This window comes from Candidatus Thiodiazotropha endoloripes, assembly GCF_001708965.1.
GTDB classification, from domain to species: domain Bacteria; phylum Pseudomonadota; class Gammaproteobacteria; order Chromatiales; family Chromatiaceae; genus Thiodiazotropha; species Thiodiazotropha endoloripes.
Genome location: NZ_LVJW01000003.1, coordinates 1,172,708 through 1,197,333 on the forward strand (window position 1 = coordinate 1,172,708; position 24,626 = coordinate 1,197,333).

Consider the following 24,626-nt stretch of genomic DNA (forward strand, 5'->3'; position numbering starts at 1 on the left):
GTTGGCTATTTGGGATTTCCAGCAGGCTTCAACAGATAGATCTTTTCCACCATCTGGCTGACCCCGTGGTGTTGGTAGCGATCTGTATTCTGTAGTAGATCGAGGTGATGCAGCAGGTTGATGGTGAAGTTTTGTCCAAACAGCTCCCGGATCTCTGCTTCGCCCACACTATAGGGTGGACCGCTCATCTCATCCTGAGGGTACTCCAGAGTGACCAGAAGAATCTTGGCATGACCGGGTAGCAGATCAATGATCAGGCGGGCAAACTGTTTTCGTTGTTGAGGATTGAGTGCAATTAATGACGCCCTGTCATAGACAGCATCAACATCCGAATTATCCTGCTGAGCCAGGTCGAAGATATCACCACATAAAAGCTCGAACGGTCCCTGACGCCACTGCTCAAAATAGTCATGCTGCTCAACAGTAGGCTTGAGATTGTGTTCATCGAAGAATTGGCTTATTGCCAATCGGCTCAGCTCAATCCCACGAATTCGGTAACCCTGTTCAGCCAGCCAGAACATATCTCTGCTCTTGCCGCAGAGTGGTGCCAGCACCAGCGAGCCAGCCGGGAGATAGAGCGAGTGCCAGTAATTCAGTAGATGTTGATTGAACTCCACATGATGCCAACCGATATTGTTATCTTTCCAGCGTTGCAGCCAGTTCTCATTGGGAGCTCTGAGTTCAGTGGTGGATTTGCTCATCTATCGTCCTGCTGATCGTCACCTTGCTTGCCTGGGAGTATGTTTTTGTTTGCACAAGTTGGCAAGCATAATCAATCTGACATATTCTGAAAAACCGGGTTCAGAGTCACCTAACTTGTTATCTGATTTGCTTTTTTTTGATCAAAAAATAGCAAGGGAAATTGCTTGAAATCGATCCGGGTTGGTATAATACTGTCTGTTTTTAGGGTTTTTGGCTCACAAGATGTGCAAGCCACAGGGTTGCGGAGAATAGAGATAGGGAGATCTTTGAAGATGGGCATGAGTGTTGATAAATCATTTGGTGACTTGGGCCCCGGTGGCAATCAGGATCCAGTAGTTCCGGATTGGCGGAGCATGGAGATACCGGATGCCTGGCCTGATCTATCTAATTTCAGTAGTTTGAGGGGATTCTGGTCCCTGCTCAGGCTGATAGCCGCTAAAAAGCGCCCCACAGTTGAGCTTCCTGAAGGCATGCCCGGACGGGATATGATACCCAAGTATGTGCTTCGGGAATTCCACAATTTTCCCAACGGCAACTACTCGAAGGCGATGACACGGCGTTATATCAATAATTTCGACCGTTTCATGTTGGGTGAAATCAAAAAACTCAGAAAACGTCTGGCTGCGGAATTCAAAGGTGCCAGTCGGGTTCTCGATATCGGCTGTTCCGGTGGCGGTGTCGCGGCTGAGTTGGAAGCACTGGGTGTTGAAGATGTCTGGGGCATAGACCCTTCACCCTATCTGCTCAAACATGGTGCTGATGAGTACCCCAATATCAAGTTTGTTCAGGGCATAATTGAAGAGACGGGATTTCCTGACCGACGCTTTGAAGGGGCTACTGCGGGTTTTCTGTTCCATGAAATGCCAATCAAGTACTTCGAGCTGAGTCTGAAGGAGATCAACCGGATACTCGAGCCGGGCAGTCTGCTGGCCATCGGTGAGCCATCTCCGGTCCAGGCCTATAGCGGATATTGGGAGATGACCCGCCGCTTTGGTCTGAAAGGGCTCTATTTCAGCTGGTTCGCCAAATCGATTCACGAGCCTTTTCTCAACACCTGGCACAATTGTGATTTACAGGGGCTGTTCGATAAGCATGGTTTTGACCTGGAACTGGATGATGTTGGCATGCCAATTCGCTATATTCTGGCACGCAAACGGTAACAACTGGGCTGATTGGTCAGTGATAACATGCTCTAGGGGCAGTTCGCGGTCATTGTCTCTCAGGGCGATCTCCAATTAGAATCGTGTTGATGAGAGAGTCTGAATTTCAACACGCTTTTGCCTCCCTGACGCCGGATACCATGCTCGATGCCATCGAGTCGACCGGGGTTGTCTGCAGTGGACAGTTTCTGGCGCTGAACAGTTATGAAAACCGGGTTTATCAGGTCGCTATGGAAGAGGGGCCTGCAGTGGTTGCGAAGTTCTATCGTCCCAGTCGTTGGAGTGATGATGCCATCCTGGAGGAGCATGAATTCACCCTGGCGCTGGCAGATCAGGAGATTCCTGTAATCGCGCCGGCAGCTGATGAAAACGGGGATACACTTCACCACCATCAAGGGCTCAGATTCGCCCTCTATCCCTGTCGAGGTGGTCGCCCACCGGAACTGGATGATCCGTCACATCTGGAACAGCTGGGGCGATTCATCGGCAGGATTCATATGCTGGGCGCATCTGAAACATTCAACCATCGCCCCGAGATCGACATCGAGCACTATTTATTGCAACCCAGTCACTATCTGCTGGAGCACGATTTTCTGCCGCAACATCTGCTGAGCGCCTATCAGACGATCGTCAAAGATCTGCAACTGCGAATCGAATCCTGCTATGACCGTGCGGGCTCCTTCAATACCATCCGACTGCATGGGGATTGCCATCCGGGAAATATTCTCTGGCGGGATGATGGACCACAGATCGTCGATTTTGATGACGCCAGAACTGGGCCCGCCATGCAGGATCTGTGGATGTTTCTCTCTGGAGATCGACGCTATATGACCGAGCGTCTGGCCGATTTACTGGACGGTTACACCCAGTTCTATGATTTCAATCCAACCGAGCTCCATCTGTTGGAGGCGTTACGCAGCCTGAGGCTTGTCCACTATGCGGGCTGGCTTGCCAAACGCTGGGATGATCCGGCATTTCCAGCGGCCTTTCCCTGGTTTGATTCAGTGAGATTTTGGGAGGACCATATCCTCACGCTTCGTGAACAGCTTGCCAAAATGGATGAACCGCCACTCGTCTATAGCTGAGCAGGCAACAGGGCAGCGTCTTGTGGGTATTTGCAGGATTTGACCCTGGAGTCGATTGATCGCCTACTCAAGCCACGCTTTCTTGTATGGATATGGGCTCCATGCCATGCCACATACAATCGATCAACTCATCGTAAAGCTCAGGTAGAGGGACATTCAATACCCCATCCAGTCGCAGATGAATCAAACGTATGGCACCGCCAAAGATACCAGAGGCGACCACCCAGGGATCACCTTCGCGGATCTCGCCGGATTCCATTCCCCGCTGTACGATATTGCGCATGGTCTTAAATGGGGTGGAGCTGCAGATCGGGGGCTCATCCGGCAGAAACTCCTGGTGTTTGGCATGCAGTACATAGGCGACGATATTGCGCTTGCTCTCGGTATACTCGAATAGCAGTGAAATAATTCGATTACAGCTCTCGCGAAAGCTCAGATTTTCGTTGATTACATCAGCAACCAGCTCTTCCATCTCTCTGATCAAGTGGTAGTAGAGGGCTTTCGCGACCCCTTCCTTTCCCCCGAAATGGTTGTAGATCGAGCCGATACTGACATTCGCCAGCTTCTGAATGTCATGAATCGATACATTGTGATAACCACGTTCGACAAACAGATCGAGGGCAGTACTGAGGATGCGGTCGTAGACTGGTAGATCTTGCGTCGCGGCTTTTTTCAAATGGAGCATGTGGGTACCTGCAAGGGCCGATTAACGTGAATCCAATCAGCCCTGTTGAAACCGTCGTTTCCTTCAGCAAGGCGGAGTGAGCGAATGGTAGCGCCGTAGTGGGAAAAAATTACCCCGGCTCCCGAAATTAACGGGGCGTCGTCTGCAAGCCTACCAGACTGGATTGCTCGTCGTTCATACGGAACAGCCAAACTTATCTCCTCACGCCCTGATTGGCGTTTTTCAGACTCAACAGGCCCAATTGGATTCGCCTTCTCCGGTCCTGTCAAATTCAATTTGTGATCAATTATATCCAGTGTTGCCCAAGGTATAAAATCACTCCTCGAAGGGTCTCAAACAGATCTCTCCGTGGTGTCCCGTCGTGCTGCGCCCGCCATTCGCCTCGCCTGATACAGAGGATTGTCTGGATCCGGGCAGTCCTCCGGTTACCATGTGAATGGCTTGAATTTAGTGTTGTGGCGCTTAAAATGGGAATACCGTTCCTTTCTTGTCAGGCCTTATAACCGGGGTGTATCCCTGGGAAAACGGCCAAGCTGCAAACCGGCATTTCCACCCTTACACCACCCTAGCATAGTAAAAAATTTGACAAGAATGAATATTCATTCTATTTTCTTTTTAGCCGCTTACCTCACTGCCAGCTGTATCGCAGCAGGACTACGGAGGGTCGAACGGCTCCTGTGCCTAGGGATCTTTGGCAATCAAGTTTTATGAGTAGTACCCACCCGGACTGGATTTTCAGTCAATCCGGGTTTGGCCATCTGCGTTGGCAGGGCTGAGGTAAGGCTGAATAGCAGTAAAAAAGATTACCACTAGGAGGTTTAAATCATGAGGCTGTTCAAAAATAAGCCTGCCAAATCCATTGCCCTGGCATCCGTCCTGGCGATTGGCACCACCCTGTTCGGTGCCACACTTCCCCTGCAGGCCGATGAGACCTGCCAGTCACCCTACATGGCCAAGATTGTCGGCCAGGAAGATTTTGTCTATGTCTGGACGCTGGGTATTGAAGGCATGGGAGATGGTCAGGACAAACTGGTAACCGTCGATGTCAATCCCAAATCGGCAAACTACGGCAAAGTGGTCGATTCACTTTCCGTTGGCGGACGCAATGAAGCGCACCATTCAGGTTTTACCGACGATCGTCACTATCTATGGGCAGGCGGTCTCGATACCAACAAACTTTTCATCTTCGATGTACACACCGACCCGGCGAAACCCAAGCTGCATAAAGTCGTCACTGACTTTGTCGAGAAGAGTGGTGGTGTAGTCGGTCCTCACACGACCTATGCATTGCCTGGTCGTATCATGATCACGGGGCTTTCAAACAATAAGGATCACGGTGGTCGTACCGCGTTGGTTGAGTACACCAATGAGGGCGAGTATATCGCCACCCATTGGATGCCAACCGATCAGAATCTGCGCGGTGCGGAAAAATCCGGTAAGTATGCCGATGGCTACAACTACGATGTTCGGGTATTGCCTCGCCGTAACATCATGCTTACCTCCTCTTTCACCGGCTGGTCCAACTACATGATGGATTTCGGCAAAATGTTGCAGGATAAGGAGGCGATGAAGCGTTTCGGTAATACCGTGGTGCTTTGGGATCTGCACAGTAAAATACCTAAAAAGGTTTTTGATGTGCCCGGAGCGCCACTGGAGATCCGCTGTGCCTGGCAGCCCGACCACAACTGGTGTGTAACCACGACGGCTTTGACTTCCAAGATCTGGCTGATCTATGAGGATCAACAGGGTGAATGGCAGGCTGAAGCGGTTGCCGATGTCGGTGATGCCTCGAAGGTACCTCTGCCGGTGGATATCTCTATCAGCTCGGATGACAGTCGCCTCTGGGTCAACACATTCATGGATGGTAAGACCCGGCTGTTCGATATGACCAACCCCCATAAACCGAAACAGGTCTATGAGAAGGTGATCGGCCGACAGGTCAACATGGCCTCATCCAGTTGGGACAGCACCCGTATCTACTACACCTCTTCATTGCTGGCCAACTGGGACAAGAAGGGTGAGGACAATGAGCAGTACTTCAAGAGCTACGTGTGGAATGGAGAACAACTGGTTGAGAAGTTCGCCATCGATTTCAAGGCGCTCAAACTCGGTCGGGCACATCAGATGCGATTCGGTGCCTACTCCCTGTATGGTCAGGTCAGACCAGAGGATAGGCAGATCTCTGTAGCCGGTCTGGATAACACAGGCAAGTAGTCTCTGTCCGATGCGGATCTCTGACTGGGATCCGCAAATGACAATCCCGGTTACAAGTCTGTGAGCCGGGATTGTCAGCGCCTGGGAGCATGTATGGTTTTTCGATTTATCAAAACTTTTCTGTTTGCGGCAATCGTCGTATCAACGGTTGACGCCGATTCAATCAACCCTTCGATCATCTCCGCACCTGGTTATGGTGAATTGACTTACAAGCTGCCTGAGGTAGGCAGTTACCAGCTGCCACCTTTAGGTGAGGCATCGAATGGTGAGGTTCTGATTGCCGAGGGAGAACGGCGAACACTGTATGAGCTTTTCAATGACAAGTATGTGTTGCTGGCATTTATCTACAGCACTTGCAGTGATGTTAACGGCTGCCCACTGACTTCTCACGTCTTTTACAAGGTCAAATCGGCCATGAAACGGGATCAAGAGCTGGCCGGCAGGCTGAAATTGATGAGTCTCAGTTTTGATCCGGAAGTCGATACTCCATCGGTAATGGAGCTATATGGCAATAACTTTCGCTATGCAGGAAGTGCTGGTGAGTGGCAGTTTGTCACCACTGCCTCACATCAGAACCTGGAACCGATTCTGAAATCCTATAATCAGGTGATCTTACGTGAGACCGATAGCAGTGGCAGGATGAATGTGGGATACAGTCATGTGCTCAGAGTATTCCTCATCGACCCAGAAAAGAAAATTCGTAACATTTACAGTGTCGATTTCCTGCATCATGATCTGATCATCAACGATTTAAAGACAATACTTCAACAAGAGCAGAGGCGGGGTGAGACCATCAAGCTTGCAATGGTTTCGCAGCAAACTTCCCAGCTCTCGAAGCCGGGAGATAACAAACTGGGATATGAACTCAGCAGTTACGTCACCGATTCACAGGATTTGGCGTTGAGAAAGGGTGAAAAGGCGGATCTGCTGGCAATCGCCAACAATCCCCCATTGGGACTGCCGGCAATCCCGATACCGGCTGACAATCCATTGTCCCGGGAGAAGATCGATTTGGGCCGAAAGCTGTTTTACGATCGCAGGCTTTCGCTCAACGATACTTTCTCCTGTGCCATGTGTCATGTGCCGGAACAGGGATTTACCAGTAATGAACTGGCCATGGCAGTGGGCATCGAAGGGCGTTCGGTAAGACGCAACTCTCCCTCGGTCTACAACTCAGCCTACAGCAATCTGCTGTTCCATGATGGTCGGGAGGAGACTCTTGAACAGCAGGCCTGGGGGCCTTTGTTGGCGAACAATGAAATGGCCAATCCATCGATCGGTTATGTGCTCAACAAAATCCGTCAGATCGATGACTACCATGGTCTGTTCGAAGCGGCTTTCGATGGCAGAGGTGTATCGATGGAGACACTGGGTATGGCGCTGGCCAGTTACCAGCGTGCTCTGGTTTCCGCTGACTCCCCATTTGATCGTTGGCGTTATGCGGGCGATGAAGCATCGCTCTCCAAATCGGCAAAGCGGGGGTTTGGGATTTTTACCGGTAAGGCTGGGTGTGTCGCCTGCCACTCAATCGGAGTACAGAGTGCTCTGTTCATGGATGATCAACTGCACAATACCGGAATCGGTTATCGCGAGTCGATGAGGATTTTCCCGGACAAACAGCAGGTGACAGTTGCCCCAGGGATTACCATCGATATCGATCGTGCGATCATCGATCAGGTGGGAGAGAAACCACCCACGGATGTGGGTCGCTATGAGGTGACTCAGAATCCTCATGATCGCTGGAAGTACAAAACCCCCAGTCTGCGTAACGTGGATCTTACCGCTCCCTATATGCATAACGGTTCGCTCAGCACTCTGCACGAGGTAGTCGATTTCTATGATCAGGGTGGGGTGCCCAATGAGCTACTCGATCCATTGATCAGACCGCTCGGTCTTTCATCCCAGGAGAAATCGGATCTGGTTGATTTCATGCGATCTCTGACCGGCAGTAATGTGGACACCCTGGTTGCGGATGCATTTGACGCTCCCATAGGGGATGTGGGGGAAGGGGATCCCAGCTGGGTGCATGGCAGCGAAGTGGAACTACGCTGAATGATGCGGGCCGACAAAAAGCTCTGGCTGGTGCTGCTGTTCACCATTCTGTCTGTGACCATGGCATCAGCCGGTACGGAAGAGATCGGTGGGGATTTCACACTTACGGATCATAACAACGACACCTTTCGATTGAGTCAGCTTCAGGGCAAACTGGTACTGCTCTCTTTCGGCTATACCTATTGTCCGGACATCTGCCCCACGGAACTGGCCAAACTCGCGGTGGTATTCGATACGCTGAAGAGCGAGTCGGATCGGCTTCAGGGGCTTTTCGTCTCTCTGGACCCGGCTCGCGATACCCCGGCTGTGCTGCGTGATTATGTGGGCTATTTCAATCGTGAAATCGTTGCTTTGACCGGTAGTGAAATAGCGGTGGATCAGGTGGCACGACAATACCGGGTGAAGTATCAACGCAATGAGAAAGCCGGGGGAGGGTACAGCATCGATCACTCGGCCAATCTCTACCTGATTGATCAGATGGGGGAGCTGGCGGCGGTAATTCCCTATGGTATGCCGGTTGAACACATCATGGATGTGGTGCGGGGCATGTTGTCAGAGGATGGTTGATCAAGATTATGTGTCCCAGGGAATTGTTAAAAATGAACATTCGTTCTGTTCTTCCCGAAGGCTCGACCAGTCAGGTTGACCGGTTTTCAGGCGCTGGATGTATCCGGTGAACCCGGTATGTCTCCTCGGCAGCGCTGTTTCCGGTTTGACTTGGTCGATCCTGTTTTTTTTGCTGCTGAACATATCCTCCCATAATCGCTTGGAGGCAGCTGAGCATCGCCTTTCTCCGGTTGCACCGATACCGGCACTGCCGTTCAGGTTGCTGAATCTTGATGGTGAGTATAAGCAGCTGCGGGACTACCGGGGCCAGGTGGTGGTAGTCAACTTCTGGGCCAGCTGGTGTACCCCGTGCCGTGCCGAGCTGCCCTCCATGAACCGAGCCTGGGAGCGCCTGAAATCCAGTGGGATGGCGATGCTGGCAATCAATCTGGGGGAGGACCGGGAGGCGATCAACGCTTTTCTGCGTGATTATCCCATCGATTTCGAAGTACTGATGGACGAACGTGGTCGTATCAGTCAGCGATGGCGAGTCAGAGCTCTGCCCACCACTTTGGTACTGAACAAGCGGGGGCAGATCATCTACCAGGTGGTTGGTGAGCGTGAATGGGACCAACCGGTTCTGATTGAACTCATCGAATCACTACAGTCTGGTTATTGAGTGTCGCTTAAATTTTCCGATTCTTTACTGTCCCGCATTATCCACAGCGTTTGTGAAGGTTAATCAAGATCCTGTTCTATTTCCCTGAGTATCCAGGGTCTTCAACCAGGGCGGGCGATCAGGCCCTAATCAGGCGTCTCATATCGTACATCGGTGATCCAGTATTTGGTTACCCCGGCCGGTGTCTCCACAACAACCTGATCGTCAAGGATGCGTTTCAAAAGCGCTTGCGCCAGTGGCGAGTCGAGGCTGATATAACTGGGGTGACGATCGATTTCGTCTGGCCCGACGATACGATACTCCTGTTCCTCACCATTCTCTGATTCGAGTTGAACCCAGGCGGCAAAGAAGACCTGTTCTGAATTGGCCGGGGGTTGATTGACAACTTTGAGACTGGGCAGTCGTTTCTGCAGATAGCGGATTCTGCGGTCGATCTCACGAAGCTCTTTCTTACGGTAGATGTACTCTGCATTTTCTGACCGGTCACCTTCGGCTGCAGCTGCCGCCAAGGCTTTGGTCACGTCCCGGCGTCGCAGCCACAATCCCTGCTGTTCAGTTTTCAGGCTTTCATATCCCTGTCGGGTGATATAGGGTGATTTCGGTGGAGCAGGTGGTCTGTATCTTCCCATGGTCTGTTTGACTGAGAGTGTGACTGTTAAGAATTTGTTACTGGCCAAAGAATAAGAATCCAATTCTTCAAATTAACTTCATTCAGGGCCTGTTAATACAAAACCAATCATCCTTACTTGGAATGTTGTTAACAAACACTAGTATTGCACAATCACCAATTCATGGGATCAAGGTGACATATTCACCATTGAAATGAAGTTTGAATACTCTAAAATCAGCCAGATACAAATCATAACGGATTTATATAACAAGGGGACAATTGGCGTGGCAAAGATGAAACTCACAGAAAAACTGTCAAAAATATTTCTAACCCTGCTGGTTTCCGGGATCATTGCAGCATGCGGTGGTGGTGGCGGTGGTTCGGATGATGACGACGGAGGTGATAGTGGCGATGGTGGTAGTACCAGCGGCAGTATCAGCGGTCTGATATCAGTTCCTGGCTATGTGGTAACCGACAGTGATGTCAATGATGATCAAACCACGCCCGTCGCCAATCAGCCGGCGAACAATGCACAGTCCGTACCCAACCCTGTCAATATCGGTGGTTATGTCAATGTGGCCGGGACAGGCGCTGCCGGTAATCTGAGAGCTTCCGGAGATCCGGATGATTACTACCTGGTCAATCTGACATCGGGCCAGACCCTGGTGCTGAATATCGGTGATATCGATGTGGGTGGTGTCGACTTGGATCTCTACCTGTTTGATGTGAACGATCTGACCAATCCAGTCGCCAGTTCAATCGGTACATCAAAATTCGAAACCATCGTGGTGCCATCCGATGGACAGTACTATGTCATCGTGCACGCCTACAGTGGAGCCTCAAACTATCTCTTGTCCATTGGTTTGACCTCCTCTTCAATCCTTCCACAAGGCGGCATGAGCATCACCGATGATTTTGTACCCGGTGAGGTACTGGTCAAGTTTGATAGTGCTTCCGCCCAGGCGAAAGCTCTGGATACCGGCCTCAGCCATTACAGCTTCAGCCAATCCCCGGAGAATGAGATCGGCATTCAGCGACTGACTCTGAATGATCAGTTCGTCAGTAGTGCGGCTGCCCGTCCTGGCATTTATGCTCAGATGGACAGCGAAGCTCAGCTGAAGCTGGATACCATCATGGCGATCAAAGAGCTCAACCAGCGAAGCGACGTGGTCTATGCTCAGCCCAACTACATCTATCACGCCTCGGCGACACCGAATGACGAGTATTACAGTCTGCAGTGGCACTACAATCAGATCAATCTGCCACAGGCCTGGGACATTACCACCGGTGATACCAGCGTCATCGTCTCGGTCATCGATACCGGCGTGTTGTTGAACCATCCTGATTTAAGTCAGCAGCTGGTGGCCGGTTATGACTTCATTTCCGATGCCGGGAATGCAAACGACGGGGACGGCATCGATGCCAATCCGGACGATGCGGGTGACGAGATCCAGAACGGGGTGTCCAGTTTTCATGGTACCCACGTAGCCGGAACCGTAGCCGCCAGAAGTAACAACTCCACAGGTGTTGCCGGTGTGGCCTGGAATGTGCGAATCATGCCGATCCGTGTGCTGGGCAAGCAGGGTGGTTTCAGTAGCGATATCATCGAGGGCATTCTCTTCTCAGCCGGCCTGTCCAATGCATCCGGTACAACACCGAGCCAAAGAGCGGATGTCATCAACATGAGTCTGGGTGGCGCTTCGCCCGACCAGGCCAGTTTTGATGCGATTACCGCGGCACGCAATGCCGGTGTTATCGTGATTGCCGCAGCAGGTAATGAAAACACCTCACAACTCGCCTATCCCGCATCCTACACCGGTGTGGTCTCGGTAAGCTCGGTTGATCAGAGTCGTACCCGGGCTCCCTATTCGAATTACGGTACTGAGATCGATGTGGCTGCCCCTGGCGGTAACACTCAGGCTGACGTGGATGGTGACGGTAGATCTGACGGTGTGCTCAGTACCCTGGGTGATGACTCCCAGGGCGGCACCAGCTTCACCTACAACTTCTACCAGGGCACCTCGATGGCGGCACCTCATGTGGCGGGTGTAGCCGCATTGATGAAATCTGTCTACGCTGGTCTGACACCGGCCGAGTTCGACAGCATGCTCTCCTCAGGGGAGCTGACGAACGACATCGGCAACAGTGGCCGGGACGACCTTTACGGACATGGTCTGATCGATGCCTACAAAGCCGTGGTGGCCGCACAACAGCGGGGTGGTGGTAACACACCCACTGATCCCTCATTGAGTGTCAATCCGCAGAGCCTCAACTTCTCCAATTCACTGCAGTCCACCTCTCTGTTTGTGGAAGAGATTGGCGGTTCTGTCGGTACTGTCCAGATCACTGAAAACATCTCCTGGTTGTCGGTTGCGGCAAATCAGGTGAATGGTTCGGGTATCGGCAGTTACACCGTCAGTGTCGACCGCAGTGGCCTCTCACCGGCAACCTATACAGGTACCATCCAGGTGAGTGCCGGAACCTCCAGCGTCGATGTGAATGTGATCATGCAGGTATTGGATAGTTCGATTTCCGGTGACGCCGGTCGACACTATGTACTGCTGGTCGACAATGCAACCAGTCAGCCTGTTCAACAGGATGAAGTGAATACCAATACAGGCAGTGGTAGTTACAGTTTCAGTAATGTGAGTTCAGGTGACTACTACATTGTTGCCGGATCAGATATGGATATGGATAATCTGATCTGTGATAACGGTGAGTCCTGTGGTGCCTATCCCACTCTCTCCCAACCCAATGTCATTACTGTTGGGTCCGGGGCACAAAATGGGCTGGATTTTTCAGCTACCTACGAGTATCAGACACCGACTTCCAACGCTCTGTCTGCGGAAGAGAGTGTTCAAGAGCTGATGGTTTACCCACGTCAGGACTGAGAGGGATAAAAAATGAAACGTTTTAACACATTGAAATGGCTGGGGCTGTCAGCCCTTTGTATCACTATGACCGCATGCAATACCCAGGATAATTCAGTTTCCGTCGTCAAAGACGGTGTTGTCTGCTCCAATAACCAGGCGGCCGGTATGCAGCTGGTCAAGGAGGGGATCATCAAAAACGTCGGCGGCGGCGTGGTGATGAGTGATAAGTCCCTCAAGCCTGGCGAGGAGGGCAAATCTGACGCGGAAGAGAGCTGGCTGGTCCGGGTCGATATGGGACAGCAGCCTAGTGGTGGTTATGCTTTGAAACTGCTCTCTGACAAGTTGGCGATTGAGGAACAGACGGCAACTTTGGCGCTGCAGTGGAGTAAGCCGGAGCCTGGCATGGCACAGGTGCAGATGATTACCTTTCCATGTCTCTATCTGAAAGTTGCCAAAGGTGATTACACTCGTCTGGCAGTGGTTGATGAAGAGGGTAATCTGAAACACAGCCTGGATCTGCCTTAGCGCGATAAACTGAACTTATCAAACAGCCATTGATGCTGACATCAAGCTGACAGCTTATCGACCCGGTAATCTCACTTTTTACCGGGTCGATAAATGCTTGGTGGTTTTCACTCCCCGCTACCGATTACTCACACCCCCCTGTGCTTTTCCCGAAGATACCTGCAGATTATCCGTTTTCAACCGGAAATAAATGGATTGTTTTTCAAGAGTCAGGGCAATCTCAGCCTGGCTTGTAAACTCGCATTGATGAATGCCCTATTGTGACTCTTGGTCTACTGTCAATAGGAGTACAGAAGCTTTGATGAATTCTCTTTATGATCTCCCAGTTCTGTTGACCAATCCAGCGATGAGAGATGAATGGATTGAGATTGTTCGGAGTGACGGATTGATCAAGTCACCTTGTATCTGATATCAGGAATAGCTTTTAATAGAGACAGCTGAGCAAAAGGGCATGACATATGAGCAGTAACAGCCGTTTTACCATCTCTTCCGTAGAGAGGAGTGACTTTGACAAAATGGTCGATCTGCTGAGACAGCTGTTTTCAATTGAAGCGGATTTCAATGTGGATCCGGATAAACAAAGACGGGGTTTGGAACTGCTGCAGGAGTCTGAATCAGCAGAGATCTTTGTTGTCAGAAATGATAATCAGGGGGTTGTCGCGATGGCGACCCTGCAGCTGGTCGTATCCACTGCTGAGGGAGGGTTGGTTGCTTGGTTGGAGGATCTCGTAGTCGACACCGACCATCGCGGTCAGGGTATTGGAGAGTTACTGTTATCCCATATTAACCAGTGGCTGGAGAACCGGGGGGTAAAAAGAGTTCAACTGGTTGCTGACCGGGATAATCGATTAGCCCTCGATTTCTATAAAAAACAGGGATGGCAGGAGATCAATTTAAATGTACTTCGTCGTAAGTAGCGGTTCGACTATTAACCCGGCAATACAATAATTCACTTTTCATCACCGGGTTAGCAGTTGCGTAAAGTGTGTGAGTTTAGGATAATTGCAGGACAAGGAAGCACTGTGTTTGTTGGGCTCAGGGAGCTCCTATCAATACCCGAAAATTGATTGGCTCCTGACCGTTTCGATGCAGATTACAAAGGATTTTAGGTAGACGGGTAAAACTATGCTATCGAAGAACGCTATTGCGGGCTTGGATGCCCCCCATCCAGCTGCACTGTGGGTTGAGAATGTCTCACTCGACCCGCTGCAGATCGATTGTGTCACAGCGCAGATGCTGGCAATTCTTGATAATCACAGCAAGTTGGGATTGGAAGAGCAGATTACGCTGATTGCGATTTACGGTGTGGTCAAGGATCGCCCAGGTTTGATTTTCGATCAGGTTGTGCACAACCTCATAGACAAAGCCAGAACGCAAAGTGATGCCAGAATCATGCAGGAACTGCATGATCTGAGATTAACCGCTGAGCAACGTATACCCAAACAGATCATGAGACATTTCAAACTGTTTCTAGCTGAATCACTGAACGGATTTGATAATTCTCTCGACGCTAGAAGTCTCATTTAAGACACCCGAGAATAACTGCTCCTGATGTCCTGTGCGCTTACGGCTGTAGCGGGATCACACCTTATCGCTTGTTGAGGTCAGTCTGCTAATGGCCTCAAAGAGAGGCCGATCACCGCAAACACTCGCCAAAGGCAAACGGGAATATGGGGAAAACTCTTGACCATCCTGGCATCTGTCAGGAGCCGGGAACTTCCAACAGATGAAGGTCATACCTGCCAGTATTGAAATCACAACCTAACTGAAGATTTTGGATCCAAATTGTGAGTTTCAGAACTGGCGATTCTGGTGGTATGGGATTATCTATACGCCCCCTGCCGTAGCAGGGGGGTGTCAGCTCTACAGATTGTCTGAGATCAGCGATCCCAGTTCCAATTCATGAGACCTGTGTTCAGGAACAGCCCCAGGGCACGGCCGAACTCCTGGCTGAACTCATAGGGTTTCTCTGCACCCGGTTTGGTGATATTGAAATCCTCTTGAGTGGCCATCTCGCCGGTTTCTGGATTGATCCAACCTTCTCCGTCGGCATTTTCCTGAACCACAAAACCATCCGTGACCAACAGATCCATCAACTGCCCACCCCGGTCACTCTGGTGAATCTGCATATCACCCTTTTCATTCTGACTCAGGCCGGTTACCTGGATCACTTTGTCGCCTTTGGTGATAGTAATGTCATTGGCAACAAACATGTCGTTGTTTTTGAATTTCTCTGTGTCGATGGTGATCTTGGTGCCATCTTCCAGTTGAAAGGTGGTTTTTTCCCAGAAATTCACGTCGGTTTTGCCGTCACCATTCCAATCCACATGGGGATCACCCCAAATGTTGGTCTCTTCCCCGGTCTCTTTGTTGCGAACGACGATCTGTGATTTGTTCTCATTCAGGACCAGCTCATATTTGTCGCCAAGGCCGATGGTCGCCTTACCGTCACACGGCTGAGTCACAGTCCATTCCTGGTCGCTTGGACATGTCTCAGGAGGGCATGGCTCAGGAGGACATGGCTCAGGACCAGGCTCTGGAGGAGCCGGTTCAGGCGGACAGGGAGTCGGCGGTGTGGGTCCTGGAGGACAAGGTATGAAAGGGGGAGGTATGGGTGGTCCAGGCATTGGTGGAAAAGGCAGCTCTCCTCCGGACGGACAGGGTGGCTTTGGTCCTGGCATGCAAGCCGGCAGTTGCGGCATATGGGGCTTGGGCAAGGGGGTTCTGCCGCAACGTATTTTGAATAGTGAGGGCAGTGAGAAGTTCATCGAGCCCTGCTTGTCCGATAGTGCGCTTAACCCGGCGCTTGCGAGTCCATTCATCGGGGGTAAAGACGACATGCTGACACTCCTTTGTAATTGATATTTAAAACTCCAAACTCATTATTCATCCGAAGCCAATCTCAACAAGCTGGGAATGTCCCTAGTACGCGTTATCCCTAGTAGCGAAATCGCAATGCAAGTGTTAGTTTTTTGATTAACAGAGATTTTGAGTACAGTCGGTATTCATAAATCAGGGAAAGGTAAACGGTTATGACTGAAGGTATATCAGGTGCTTCCGGTGGCGTCGGTCAGTCAGGCGATGGAAACAGTCGTGGCGCAGAGCCGTCCCAATCTACCCAAGCGCTGGATGGTATGACGACCGAAGATCGTTTGAAATCCACCCCTACCGAATTGGATCGCGCACTCGGGCAGCCTTCAGACACTATGGCGGCGGCGGAGGAAGTGAGTAACTCTGTTAAACACTCTCCGAAGCAGGACAATGTACAGATCTGTTGCCGTCCCGCTCAGATTGCCATGGGCCTTGTGGAACACTGTTGGGTGCGGACAGATACCAGGGATGTGGGACTTGGTGGAAATCCCGATGCACTGCCCGGTGAAGTCTATGAGAGTCCCTACGCTACCGAAACCTATGTGATCGACCACTCCCAGGATATGCCAGAGTATTGTATGGCAATGAATAATGTCGATGAATCCTGTGTGAATGGAATTCTTGATAATGAGCTCAACCAATCCCAAGGCGGTTTCGGCTTACACAATAATTGTCAGAGTTATGCCTACAGTGTGGTCAACCGTTGTAGGACCGGTCCTCAAATACCGATGAAGTAACAGCCGAATGTCATCCGGGCCAGCTCAACATCCCCGATTCTTTTTGAGAGCCATCATGGCTTTGGGCTCACTTGTCCTGGGAATCTATTTTGCGCAGTTATCCCTGTTCAATGCCTGGCAGACAGCTTTTGAACAACTCGAGCCCCACTATCAATGGTTTGAGATTCAGTTTTGGCTGTATGCCATGTTGAGTGCCGTTTGCATCGGTTTTTTTATCTGGTTGACCAGAGATACCATCAAACATCTCAATTCAATAAATACTAAGAATTAACCGGCCATTAGGTGTGAGTGCCTGAAATCCTGCCGGTTATCTAAGCTGCCGACAAAGCAGATCAAGTTGGAAGCTATCCAAAAGCTGGATAGTGGCGAGAGTGATTTCTCGACTGCACGGCAAATTGCATTGGAGCTGGGAGGGTCCTGATCAATGCACTTCGCATATCCATCATGTCTGCGTCCGCTTTCATATGAATGGACTCATCTGTGGACATATATGTCTTCTCTCAAAGCGAGTCGTAATGGTGATTTACGATCATGAATAGCCAATACGATCAGGTATACGGTTGCTAGGGTGCGGTTAAAGACTGAGAAATTAAGAAGAGCTGTTGGGTAGCATTGAGAAGGGTAACCACATCAATGAGGGTTCCTCATTCTCTGCCAGCTCCTCTTTAAGGATCACATGACCCGTGTTGGTTGACCAGTGCAGTACGCTGTCGGGGCCTCGTTTCACTTGTGGTTGATCCGAACCTTCTGCAATGGGGCTGCCCATCTGATGCCAGAGCTGGGTCTTGAGCTGGGTGTGGTAGTTTTTACGATATCCGATTTTTACGCCATTGACCCATTTGTCATGGAAAAAGACAGTCACATAGTGGGCCGGAATACCGTTGAAGACACCGATTTTTGAAGCACAAAGGCGATTGCCAAAGGGACTTACCTGATCCTGACACTGCCACTCGATGTCGGGAAAGACTTTCATGAACTCCTCTTCGGTGACCTGGTTATCCAGAGCCTGAAGATTCAGTTTGATCTCATCCTCACCCCAAAGGGTCAATACCACCGTATCGGTTCGGCGTTGTCCGTCTTCGGTGAAAACCAACCAGAAAATCGGTCCGATCACTGCTACGAATGCCAGCAGGCGTTTATAAAGAGTCGGCACTTTAAAATTCATCTGATGGCTGTTTCCGAGATCGTTGAAGCGTGATGGGTGAAGAGGGCGGTGATCAACACCGCCCTCAGTCAGGGATGCCGGACTATCGGTTCTCTCGGTTGTCGATCAGATTATCGACCACACTGGGATCCGCCAGGGTTGAGGTATCCCCCAGGGTATCCAACTCATTGGCGGCAATCTTGCGCAGAATACGACGCATGATTTTACCGGAGCGGGTTTTCGGCAATCCGGGTGACCACTGAATCAAATTGACCTTGGCGATCGGACCGATTTCAGAGCGGACCAGCTTCACCAGTTCGGTTTTCAGTTCATCTGTCCCCTCTGTACCAGCCATCAGGGTGACATAGGCATAGATGCCCTGGCCAGTCAGGTCATGGGGATAACCGACAACCGCTGCTTCAGCAACTGAATCATGTAACACAAGAGCAGATTCAATTTCCGCAGTACCCAAACGGTGGCCGGATACATTGAGCACGTCATCCACACGTCCGGTGATCCAGTAATAGCCGTCTTCATCACGACGGGCGCCGTCACCAGTGAAGTAGTACCCCGGATACATGGCAAAGTAGGTTTCGAAGAAACGCTTGTGGTCACCATATACGGTACGCATCATGGAAGGCCATGGTTGCTTGATGGCCAGGTTGCCTTCGGCCGGATTGCCTTCGATTTCATTACCCTGGTCATCCAGCAATACGGGCTCGACACCAAAGAATGGACGCGTGGCAGATCCTGGCTTCAGCGGTGTTGCGCCAGGCAGAGGGGTCAGCATGTGGGCTCCGGTTTCGGTCTGCCACCAGGTGTCAACGATCGGGCAGCGTTCATCACCGACCACCCGGTAGTACCACTCCCAGGCCTCGGGGTTGATCGGCTCGCCAACGGTGCCGAGCAGGCGCAGGCTTGAGCGTTTGGTCTTCTTCACCGGCTCTTCACCGGCACCCATCAGAGAGCGGATGGCGGTCGGTGCGGTATAGAAGGTTGAAACATTGTGCTTGTCGCAGACCTGCCAGAAGCGTGAGATATCCGGATAGGTCGGGATGCCTTCGAACATCAGGGTGGTGGCACCATTGGTCAACGGGCCATAGACGATGTAGGTATGACCGGTCACCCAGCCCACATCGGCGGTACACCAGTAGACCTCACCATCCTTATAGTCGAATACTAGCTTGTGGGTCATGGCTGCCTGCAGCAGATAGCCACCGGTGGTGTGCAGCACGCCTTTCGGCTTGCCGGTGGAGCCTGAGGTGTAGAGGATGAACAGCGGATCATCCGCATCCATCTCTTCAGCCGGACAGTCATCAGAGGCATCGGCCATCGCCTCGTGATACCAGACATCACGATCACTATCCCATTCAACCGGATCGCCACCACGCTGCACAACGATACTGGTGTGAACATTGGGGCATTGGGCAATAGATTTATCCGCATTGGCCTTCAATGGCACTTTCTTACCACCGCGCATCGATTGGTCGGAGGTGATCACCACTTTACAGTCGGAGTCGAGGATTCGGTCACGCAGTGCATCGGGAGAGAAGCCACCGAAGACAATGGAGTGCACCGCACCGATACGGGTACAGGCCAGCATCGCAACCGCCGCTTCCGGAATCATCGGCAGATAGAGGGAGACCCGGTCCCCTTTATTGACGCCACGTGACTTCAGGACATTGGAGAACTTACAAACTTCCTGGTGCAGTTCACGGTAGGTGATGTTGCGGGACTCATCCGGGTTGTCACCTTCCCAGATGATCGCAACCTGGTCCCCCCGGCTTTCCAGGTGGCGATCAAGACAGTTGTATGAGACGTTGAGTTTTGCACCTTTGAACCACTCAATATGCAAATCGTCTTTGCCAAAACTCCAATCCAGCGCTTTATCCCACTTCTTGAACCAGCTGATGTACTGATCAGCCTGTTCAGACCAGAATCCTTCTGGATCGCTGATGGAACGTTGGTACATCTCTTGATACTGGGCATCGTTAACGTTGGCCTGGGCTGCAAAATCAGCCGGGACGGGGTAGACCTTGTTTTCAGACATTGAATTCTCCTCAATGGTGGTTTTTCGTTATCAACTGCCGGGTTAGGCTTCAGCTTGTTATTTAAACAATGCTTGTGGTTATTAGGCATTGCTTTATATCAAGCACGCTAGGGTTCAGTGATGATCGTTAAAAACCCTATTTATTGCTTTTTGCTCAACCCCTTATTCTATTCCTTGTCATTGCGTTATAAAACGTCTCAGTTGGCATTGACTGGGATTAGGAAACATATCTGTCGCCATAGCAAGAAACAGCTCAGCTGTGGCAACAGCATCACTTAAGGCATTGTGTGCCTTGTAATTCGGTAAATTGTACTGAGGCCTCAGGTTGAACAGACGAAGGTTCCCCGGTTGAAAGGTGTGATTTCGTCGCTCAAAAAGCCGTCTTGCCAATACAAGGGTGTCAATGATCGGGATCACAAATGGTGCCCCATAGAGTTTACGGCAGGCCGCATCGAGAAAATTCTGTTCAATCGAGGCGTAGTGGACCAGCATCACCTTACCCGCCAATTGACGGAGTAGGATCGGCATCGCCTCTTCCAGTGGGATGCCGGTGGCTGCCTGGTCATCGGTGATCTGATGGATTACCGCCGACTCCTCAGGGATCTCTTCTTCGATGGAGATCAGCTGATGGCTTGAGTGGGCCAGTCTGACAGTCATGTGGCTGACTTCGACAAATCCATAGCTGAGAATCTTATCCTTTTTCGGATCGAGTCCTGTAGTTTCGAGATCGAGTGAAACGATAACCAGATCTTCACAAACTGTGTTCTTATCGACCATCGGTGTAGACAGGTAGTCATGATACACGCCACCGTCGGCCTTCTTCAGGGCCCGTTTACGTTGAGACTCTTTGCTGAGGAATCGACTTAACATGATTATCGGAATCGACCCCCCTGGTAGCGGTTTTCCAGGGTCTCCTGCATATCCTGTATGACCCGGAAGGCGTCTTTGAGATGTCTGCGTTCCAGATCTGATAGTTCGTCCGGAGACATGTAGTTGTCAGCATCGATCCCATTGCCGATCTGTTCTGCCTGATGATTGATTCGCATGCTGGCGATGAACTCCAACGCATCAATCAGGTTCTCACCCATCTCCTGACTGAGAATCGAGGTTTCGGCTGCGGCCCGAAGCCGATTGGTTGTGTTGACCTGAGGCAGCCCCCGGTCGAGGGCAAACACTCGGGCGATATCGGTGATCGGGACAATCCCCCTGTGTTTGATATCGAAGGTGTCATCGTGATCGCCGCCATGGATCAATACGAAAGTACGAAAAAAACCGAGGGGTGGACGATGCTGCAAGGCATTCGCGGCCATATAGGCGGTAAATATGCCGTTACCCCGGGTTTTGCCCAATATCTCAGACTGCAGCTCTTCAAAAAGCTCGAATTCCCCATGTACCGGACGGAGATCGAAGAAGATACTTGAAAGCATCAGTGCCATCGGTTCAGGTTTGTTGATCCAGGTATTGAAATACTTCTTCCAGATCTGCAGTGTCTGACGCCATTTCGGGTTCATTGCCATGGCATCACCCGGACAGTAGATATATCCGCAGGCGTTCAATCCATCGCATACCCGCTTGGCCAATTGTTCGAAATAGTCTGCATGCTCCGGCTTCATCTCATCGGAGATCAACAGGGCGTTGTCCTGATCTGAGTGTGACGTCTGCTCCCTGCGAGCCTGAGAGCCGCCGCTTAGCCAGACGTAGGGTACGGGGGCAGGTCCGAGTTCCATTTGCGCCAGTTCAATCAACCTGCTGGTTATCGAATCGGTCAGGGAGGAGATGGCATCACCGATATGCAGGGCGGTAGCGCTGGAGGAGGCCAGCTGGTACTGAAGTTCCGGCAGGCGCTCACTTATGCTCGCCAGATTATCCAGGCTTTCCGCCTTGCGTATATCGGCTGCGAAGAAGGCCGAGTTGGTCGACTGGTGTCTGGCCAGATCTGTTGCGGTCACCATGCCCACCACCTTGTCTCCGCGCATTACAGGGAGATGGTGTACTCGCAATTTGGTCATGATCATCAGAGCCTGGATGATCAGGGTGTCTTCCTGAACCGTTTTAAGATCGGATGTCATAATCGCGCTGACTGGGGCATCAGGGGAGACACCGGCGGCGACACAGCGTTTACGCAGATCCCGGTCAGTGATCATACCAACAAGCTGTTCATCCTTCATCAGCATCATGGAGGAGATATTCTTTGCACTCATCACCAGGGCGATTTCACGAATGCTGCTCTCCACATCGGCAGTGACTGGCGCTTTTTTCAGCAGATCCTGAATCTCACCGGTCAGAATCTCCATGGGATTGTTGTTGTTGCTGACCTTCAGGGTGTTGACCGCCTGTTTCAGACGGTCGCGCATCGATTCGCTGAAGTGTTCGTTAAACGATGGCTCGGCATCCCGCAGGGCCTGCAAGGTCTTGCAGGACATCACGTAGAGCAGGGTATCCTCTGTTGCAACTCCCTGGGAGGCCCGGCTGATATCGATTAACTGGCACTGGGTCGTGTAGATACCGCCTTCACCCAGTTTCTCAACCAGGTTGTCATCTTCATCGTGCAGTTCCACCGCACCGCTGCGCAGGATATAGAGATGGTTGCTGTTCGTGCCTTCGGGTGGAAAAGCGCTGTTGCGGCGAAGGTAACGGATCTCGAGCTGTTTGGGCAACAGATCGAGCTGTTCCTCGGTGAGGGCATTGAAGGGTGGGCGTTCAGCCAGAAAGTCACGTATCTCGATCAGTTCGATTTCCATGGCTTTGACTCAAATAGTTTTGTTTACAAAAAAATATCAACGTATTGGGGCTATATTAACAGGCCCGCAGAGAATCAGAAGCCAATACGTTGAGATTCTTTACCTTGATGATGAAAAGGCCCCGCCGAAGCGGGGCCGATTTGCAGATTTGGCTTTAGATCTTAGTGATCAGAAGCGGCACCTGCGCCTTTAGGCACACGAATGTCCTCAACCAGATGCTGGATGTGTTCCGGTGGGGGAGCAGTGACCTTGGATACCATGGCGGCAACCGCAAAGTTGACCACAGCACCTACCGCACCAAAGGCGTTCGGGGAGATGCCCAGGAACCAGTTGGGGCCCATGTCACCCAGGAAGGAAGTACCAGGTACGAACATGATGCCTTTGTGCTGGAACACATAGAGCATGGTGACACCGATACCGGAGATCATGCCCCAGATCGCACCTGCGCGGTTCATCTTCTTATAGAAGATACCCATCATCAGCACAGGGAAGATGGAGCTGGCCGCCAGACCGAAGGCGATGGCCACGGTGCCGGCTGCGAAATCCGGTGGATGAAGACCGAAGTAACCCGCCAGACCGATGGCACCTGCCATGGCGATACGTCCAGCCATCAGCTCGTTCTTTTCTGAGATATCGGGCATGAAAACACCCTTCAGAAGGTCATGAGAGATGGAGGAGGCGATCGCCAGCAGCAGACCGGCAGCGGTAGAGAGCGCAGCCGCCAGACCACCGGCAACAACCAGAGCGATAACCCAGTTAGGCAGTTTCGCGATTTCCGGGTTGGCCAGTACCATGATGTCACGGTCAACCTTGGTCATCTCATTGCCTTTCCAGCCCCAGGCTTCAGCCTTGGCGACAAACTCGGCATTCTTGTCGTTGTAGTACTGGATACGACCGTCGCCGTTCTTGTCTTCCCACTGCAGCAGACCGGTCTTCTCCCAGTTCAGCATCCACTGAGGAACGTTGGCGATTTCGATGTTGCCTTCAACACTACCGACTTCACCAGTCTGAATGGTATTCATCAGGTTCAGACGAGCCATGGAACCTACTGCAGGTGCAGTGGTGTAGAGGATGGCGATGAAGACCAGCGCCCAACCGGCTGAAGAACGAGCGTCCTTAACCTTGGGTACGGTGAAGAAACGGATGATTACGTGAGGCAGGCCAGCGGTACCGATCATCAGGGAGAGGGTGTAGACAAACATGTTGAGTTTGCTACCCATTACCTGGGTCGTGTACTCCTTGAAGCCTAGGTCGGTTACCACCTGATCCAGCTTATCCAGCATGAAGGTGCCGGAACCGTCTGCCATGGCGCTACCAATACCCAACTGAGGGATCGGGTTACCGGTGATGTTCAGAGAGACGAACACGGCCGGTACGGTGTAGGCGAAGATCAGTACGCAGTACTGTGCGATCTGGGTGTAGGTGATACCTTTCATACCACCCATAACCGCATAGATGAATACGATACCCATGCCGATGAACAGACCGGTGTCGTAATCAGTCTCCAGAAAGCGGGAGAAGGCTACACCGATACCCTTCATCTGACCGATTACGTAGGTTACCGATGCCAGAATCAAGCAGATAACCGCCACGATTCGGGCAGTACGTGAGTAGTAACGATCACCGATGAACTCAGGCACGGTGAACTTACCAAACTTACGCAGGTAGGGTGCCAGCAGCAGTGCCAGCAGTACGTAACCACCTGTCCAACCCATAAGGAAGACGGAGGCACCATAGCCGTTGAAAGCAATCAGGCCGGCCATGGAGATGAATGACGCAGCGGACATCCAGTCAGCAGCGGTGGCCATACCGTTGGCAACGGGATGTACACCACGACCAGCCGCATAGAATTCACCGGTTGTTCCGGCACGTGCCCAGAAGGCGATGCCGATGTAGAGGGCAAAGGTAAAGCCCACTACGATATAAGTTAATGTTTGCAGATCCATGAATCA

21 protein-coding genes are annotated in these 24,626 nt (G+C 51.4%); 12 read left to right on the forward strand and 9 right to left on the reverse strand.

All coding sequences use genetic code 11. The features are described from left to right. Window positions 1-5 precede the first annotated feature (5 nt). Entirely contained in the window at window positions 6-617 is a 612-nt protein-coding gene (locus A3193_RS05305) for a thiopurine S-methyltransferase (protein ID WP_414630434.1), read from the reverse strand. 363 nt (window positions 618-980) lie between these two features. Between A3193_RS05305 and A3193_RS05310 the strand changes: the two genes are divergently transcribed. Together A3193_RS05310 and A3193_RS05315 are read left to right on the forward strand one after the other, a co-directional pair. Next, entirely contained in the window at window positions 981-1,862 is an 882-nt protein-coding gene (locus A3193_RS05310) for a class I SAM-dependent methyltransferase (RefSeq protein ID WP_069005324.1), read from the forward strand. A gap of 89 nt (window positions 1,863-1,951) precedes the next feature. Continuing rightward, on the forward strand, window positions 1,952-2,947 hold the full coding sequence (locus A3193_RS05315) for a serine/threonine protein kinase (protein ID WP_069005143.1): 996 nt from the start codon (window positions 1,952-1,954) through the stop codon (window positions 2,945-2,947). A 67-nt stretch (window positions 2,948-3,014) separates the two neighbouring features. Here A3193_RS05315 and A3193_RS05320 read toward each other — a convergent pair whose 3' ends face one another. Continuing rightward, entirely contained in the window at window positions 3,015-3,632 is a 618-nt protein-coding gene (locus tag A3193_RS05320) for a TetR/AcrR family transcriptional regulator (RefSeq protein ID WP_069014257.1), read from the reverse strand. Between the two features lie 825 nt (window positions 3,633-4,457). On the opposite strand from A3193_RS05320, the gene mtoX reads away from it, so the two are divergent. From mtoX to A3193_RS05340, 4 genes are all read left to right on the forward strand, one after another. Then, window positions 4,458-5,846, forward strand: a complete 1,389-nt coding sequence (mtoX, locus tag A3193_RS05325) for a methanethiol oxidase (protein ID WP_069005145.1) — start codon at window positions 4,458-4,460, stop codon at window positions 5,844-5,846. A 93-nt stretch (window positions 5,847-5,939) separates the two neighbouring features. Then, the gene (locus A3193_RS05330; protein WP_069014258.1) at window positions 5,940-7,898 is read left to right on the forward strand and encodes a cytochrome c peroxidase; all 1,959 of its coding nucleotides are present in this window, start codon (window positions 5,940-5,942) and stop codon (window positions 7,896-7,898) included. Further along, window positions 7,899-8,465: an SCO family protein gene (locus A3193_RS05335; RefSeq protein WP_083218570.1), complete on the forward strand. Its 567-nt coding sequence runs from the start codon at window positions 7,899-7,901 to the stop codon at window positions 8,463-8,465. It begins immediately after the preceding gene. Between the two features lie 106 nt (window positions 8,466-8,571). Then, window positions 8,572-9,123, forward strand: a complete 552-nt coding sequence (locus A3193_RS05340; protein WP_235614904.1) for a TlpA disulfide reductase family protein — start codon at window positions 8,572-8,574, stop codon at window positions 9,121-9,123. 125 nt (window positions 9,124-9,248) lie between these two features. Here A3193_RS05340 and greB read toward each other — a convergent pair whose 3' ends face one another. Then, complete coding sequence (gene greB, locus A3193_RS05345; protein ID WP_349675612.1) at window positions 9,249-9,800, reverse strand: transcription elongation factor GreB; 552 nt, start codon at window positions 9,798-9,800, stop codon at window positions 9,249-9,251. 226 nt (window positions 9,801-10,026) lie between these two features. Here greB and A3193_RS05350 point away from each other — a divergent pair, with 226 nt between their 5' ends. The 4 genes from A3193_RS05350 (at window position 10,027) to A3193_RS05365 (ending at window position 14,658) form a co-directional block, all read left to right on the forward strand. Continuing rightward, complete coding sequence (locus tag A3193_RS05350; protein WP_069014260.1) at window positions 10,027-12,624, forward strand: S8 family serine peptidase; 2,598 nt, start codon at window positions 10,027-10,029, stop codon at window positions 12,622-12,624. Window positions 12,625-12,636: 12 nt separating this feature from the next. After that, on the forward strand, window positions 12,637-13,131 hold the full coding sequence (locus tag A3193_RS05355) for a protease complex subunit PrcB family protein (protein WP_069005149.1): 495 nt from the start codon (window positions 12,637-12,639) through the stop codon (window positions 13,129-13,131). 458 nt (window positions 13,132-13,589) lie between these two features. Continuing rightward, a complete protein-coding gene (locus tag A3193_RS05360) occupies window positions 13,590-14,048 on the forward strand; it encodes a GNAT family N-acetyltransferase (protein ID WP_071933780.1) in 459 nt (152 codons plus the stop codon). Between the two features lie 208 nt (window positions 14,049-14,256). Continuing rightward, window positions 14,257-14,658, forward strand: a complete 402-nt coding sequence (locus A3193_RS05365) for a hypothetical protein (RefSeq protein WP_069005151.1) — start codon at window positions 14,257-14,259, stop codon at window positions 14,656-14,658. Between the two features lie 353 nt (window positions 14,659-15,011). On the opposite strand, the gene A3193_RS20520 is transcribed toward A3193_RS05365, so the two are convergent. Further along, complete coding sequence (locus A3193_RS20520) at window positions 15,012-15,596, reverse strand: DUF1521 domain-containing protein (RefSeq protein ID WP_069005152.1); 585 nt, start codon at window positions 15,594-15,596, stop codon at window positions 15,012-15,014. Between the two features lie 130 nt (window positions 15,597-15,726). Here A3193_RS20520 and A3193_RS20525 point away from each other — a divergent pair, with 130 nt between their 5' ends. Together A3193_RS20525 and A3193_RS05380 are read left to right on the forward strand one after the other, a co-directional pair. After that, window positions 15,727-15,993, forward strand: a complete 267-nt coding sequence (locus tag A3193_RS20525; protein ID WP_069014261.1) for a hypothetical protein — start codon at window positions 15,727-15,729, stop codon at window positions 15,991-15,993. Between the two features lie 170 nt (window positions 15,994-16,163). After that, window positions 16,164-16,739, forward strand: coding sequence for a hypothetical protein (locus A3193_RS05380; protein ID WP_069005154.1), 576 nt, complete (start codon window positions 16,164-16,166; stop codon window positions 16,737-16,739). Between the two features lie 589 nt (window positions 16,740-17,328). Here A3193_RS05380 and A3193_RS05390 read toward each other — a convergent pair. From A3193_RS05390 to A3193_RS05415, 5 genes are all read right to left on the reverse strand, one after another. Continuing rightward, a complete protein-coding gene (locus A3193_RS05390; protein WP_069014262.1) occupies window positions 17,329-17,904 on the reverse strand; it encodes a hypothetical protein in 576 nt (191 codons plus the stop codon). A gap of 82 nt (window positions 17,905-17,986) precedes the next feature. Further along, entirely contained in the window at window positions 17,987-19,933 is a 1,947-nt protein-coding gene (gene acs / locus A3193_RS05395; RefSeq protein ID WP_069005157.1) for an acetate--CoA ligase, read from the reverse strand. A gap of 177 nt (window positions 19,934-20,110) precedes the next feature. Then, window positions 20,111-20,803 carry an exonuclease domain-containing protein gene (locus tag A3193_RS05400; protein WP_069014263.1) on the reverse strand — a complete coding sequence of 231 codons (693 nt, stop codon included), beginning with the start codon at window positions 20,801-20,803 and terminating at the stop codon, window positions 20,111-20,113. 2 nt (window positions 20,804-20,805) lie between these two features. Continuing rightward, window positions 20,806-22,674 (reverse strand): putative nucleotidyltransferase substrate binding domain-containing protein, encoded by a 1,869-nt coding sequence (locus A3193_RS05405; RefSeq protein WP_069014264.1) that lies wholly within the window; start codon window positions 22,672-22,674, stop codon window positions 20,806-20,808. A gap of 161 nt (window positions 22,675-22,835) precedes the next feature. After that, window positions 22,836-24,620 (reverse strand): sodium:solute symporter family protein, encoded by a 1,785-nt coding sequence (locus A3193_RS05415; protein ID WP_069005161.1) that lies wholly within the window; start codon window positions 24,618-24,620, stop codon window positions 22,836-22,838. Between the last annotated feature and the right edge of the window lie 6 nt (window positions 24,621-24,626).

Coding starts and splice junctions, on each gene's coding strand:
- A3193_RS05320 (WP_069014257.1), bottom strand. CDS start 3,632: ATGCTCCATTTGAAAAAAGCCGCGACGCAAGATCTACCAGTCTACGAC.
- A3193_RS05380 (WP_069005154.1), top strand. CDS start 16,164: ATGACTGAAGGTATATCAGGTGCTTCCGGTGGCGTCGGTCAGTCAGGC.
- mtoX (WP_069005145.1), top strand. CDS start 4,458: ATGAGGCTGTTCAAAAATAAGCCTGCCAAATCCATTGCCCTGGCATCC.
- A3193_RS05390 (WP_069014262.1), bottom strand. CDS start 17,904: ATGAATTTTAAAGTGCCGACTCTTTATAAACGCCTGCTGGCATTCGTA.
- A3193_RS05360 (WP_071933780.1), top strand. CDS start 13,590: ATGAGCAGTAACAGCCGTTTTACCATCTCTTCCGTAGAGAGGAGTGAC.
- A3193_RS20525 (WP_069014261.1), top strand. CDS start 15,727: ATGAAAGGGGGAGGTATGGGTGGTCCAGGCATTGGTGGAAAAGGCAGC.
- A3193_RS05365 (WP_069005151.1), top strand. CDS start 14,257: ATGCTATCGAAGAACGCTATTGCGGGCTTGGATGCCCCCCATCCAGCT.
- A3193_RS05330 (WP_069014258.1), top strand. CDS start 5,940: ATGGTTTTTCGATTTATCAAAACTTTTCTGTTTGCGGCAATCGTCGTA.
- acs (WP_069005157.1), bottom strand. CDS start 19,933: ATGTCTGAAAACAAGGTCTACCCCGTCCCGGCTGATTTTGCAGCCCAG.
- A3193_RS05400 (WP_069014263.1), bottom strand. CDS start 20,803: ATGTTAAGTCGATTCCTCAGCAAAGAGTCTCAACGTAAACGGGCCCTG.
- A3193_RS05310 (WP_069005324.1), top strand. CDS start 981: ATGAGTGTTGATAAATCATTTGGTGACTTGGGCCCCGGTGGCAATCAG.
- A3193_RS05315 (WP_069005143.1), top strand. CDS start 1,952: ATGAGAGAGTCTGAATTTCAACACGCTTTTGCCTCCCTGACGCCGGAT.
- A3193_RS05415 (WP_069005161.1), bottom strand. CDS start 24,620: ATGGATCTGCAAACATTAACTTATATCGTAGTGGGCTTTACCTTTGCC.
- A3193_RS05355 (WP_069005149.1), top strand. CDS start 12,637: ATGAAACGTTTTAACACATTGAAATGGCTGGGGCTGTCAGCCCTTTGT.
- A3193_RS05350 (WP_069014260.1), top strand. CDS start 10,027: ATGAAACTCACAGAAAAACTGTCAAAAATATTTCTAACCCTGCTGGTT.
- A3193_RS05335 (WP_083218570.1), top strand. CDS start 7,899: ATGATGCGGGCCGACAAAAAGCTCTGGCTGGTGCTGCTGTTCACCATT.
- A3193_RS05405 (WP_069014264.1), bottom strand. CDS start 22,674: ATGGAAATCGAACTGATCGAGATACGTGACTTTCTGGCTGAACGCCCA.